Genomic DNA, 1,777 nt, shown 5'->3' with positions numbered 1-1,777 from the left:
TCGCCGTCACCTGTTCGGTGGCCTGCGCGACGACGGCGCCGAACGACTCCGCGCGCGCGATGTCGAAGGACAGCGGGCACAGCCCGACGAACCAACCTAGCGAGGAGACCCACTGAGGCTGATCCCGGGTGTGTACGGGGGTGATCGTCCTGAACTGGGTGTTGCCGGACAGTTCTGCCCCGGCGATCGCAAGCGCGGCCAGTAGTCCGGAGAACAGACTGTTCCCGGTCTTGCGGCACGCTACGGAGAAGGAATCTGCGCGCTCGGTGTCCAGAATCCAAGCCGACAGACCGCTCTGAGCCGTATGTGAAGCACTCGGCTCGCCGATGTCCAGAGGAAACTCGGGAAGCAGGCCGTGGCCCTCGTCGAGGAAGCGCTGCCAGGTGACGACAGCCTCGTGAGTGTGCTCCAGCTCTGCATGAATGCGGCGCTCGGAGACACCGAAGTCCAGGTAGCTACCCGCCTCGAACAGTTGCGCCGGGATGTTGTCCTTCGCTTCCGCGTAGAGAGCCGAGATCTCGTGCGCGACAAGCACCGTCGACAGCCCGTCGATGATGGAATGATCCGCGGCGAAGAAAACAGTGATACGGCTTTGGTCCTGATCGGCTGTGTCCTTCGGCAACGGCTCGAGGGTGACGAAAGCGTAGGCGGGCCAGGCGAGGGGCGAGGTGTACTCGTCGAACAGATACTGCAGATGCTCGAACACTTCACTGGACTGTTCGCACAGTTCCTGCTCGACCTGCCAGATGTCGATGGCGCCGGGTGTCGCTGTCACGCGAGACAGCACACCCGAATCTTCATCGATCGAGGCATGGGAGCGCATCGGCTCGTGGCGGTCGATCCAGGCGAGAACGGCCCGGCGGAATGCAGGCTTGTCCAGTGGCCCCTCCATTTCGAAGGCCGCTCCGAGCCAGCTTTCGCGGCCGCGCCGAGGGCTGGCGAGACTGGATCGCAGATGGGCCTCGTGCACGTAGGACGTGGGACGCTCGTCGGGCTGCCACCCTGCCAACGCCGGTGTGCTGGCGTGCGGGCCGACACTCGGGATCCACTCGGTCATGGTTCCGGCGGGTAGTGCGTAGTCCGCAAGTTCGGTGAATTCCATGCGGGATTGGACCACCTCTCGCGAACGACTTGAACCAGCAACAACGAGACCGAGTGTACCGAGTAGTAGGTGTATCGATCAAGATGAGCCGTTGCCCCTGGTCAAGACGCTCGCGGAGGCAGTTACCGCAGGTGCCGCTTGATACGCGCCAGCATTGCCGACATCCCTCGTAGCCGGAGTGGGCTGACTACATCGCCGAGGCCGAGGGCCAGGTAGAAGTCGTCCGGGATTGCGAGGATGTCCTGGGCGCTGTGCCCATCGAGCCCTTGGTGCAGGATCGACGCGAACCCCCGGGTCGTCGGCGCTTCCGGCGGCGCGCTGAAGTACAGCTGCACGGCATCTCTGTCGCCGGAGTCGACCGACAGGAACAGCGGAGACTGACATTCGGGGACCGGCTCCATCGCGGCCTGCTCGAGGTGCGAGGGCAGTTCGGGCAGTTCGCGGCTGAACTCGAGCAGAAGCTGGAGCTTGTCCTGCCCGGTGACCGCGGCGAAGTCTTCGACGATTTCGGCGAGAGACTCCGGCAACCCGGCTGTGCTCCCAGTGTCCGTCACGGTTCTACTGCGTTTTCGGAGCGTCGCCGGGCTCCTCGCCGCGGACGATCGGAACTCGGACCGCGTTGCCCCATTCGGTCCACGAACCGTCGTAGTTGCGCACCGAATCGTGTCCGAGCAG

General features: G+C 64.3%; 2 protein-coding genes and 1 pseudogene. All 3 read right to left on the bottom strand.

Going from position 1 to position 1,777, the window contains the following annotated elements; genetic code table 11:
• Positions 1-1,102, bottom strand: a 1,102-nt coding sequence (locus A2J03_RS23925) for a condensation domain-containing protein (RefSeq protein ID WP_068378978.1), incomplete at its 3' end; no start/stop codon positions are given.
• A gap of 122 nt (positions 1,103-1,224) precedes the next feature.
• Positions 1,225-1,656 carry a SufE family protein gene (locus A2J03_RS23920; protein ID WP_231912693.1) on the bottom strand — a complete coding sequence of 144 codons (432 nt, stop codon included), beginning with the start codon at positions 1,654-1,656 and terminating at the stop codon, positions 1,225-1,227.
• 4 nt (positions 1,657-1,660) lie between these two features.
• Positions 1,661-1,777, bottom strand: a pseudogene (locus A2J03_RS30715) (sulfurtransferase); the annotation flags it as partial.

The sequence above is a fragment of the Rhodococcus sp. EPR-157 genome (genome assembly GCF_001647195.1).
Classification (GTDB): domain Bacteria; phylum Actinomycetota; class Actinomycetes; order Mycobacteriales; family Mycobacteriaceae; genus Rhodococcoides.
Note: the sequence above shows the minus strand (reverse complement) of the source record. Positions and strands in the feature narration are given on the sequence as shown.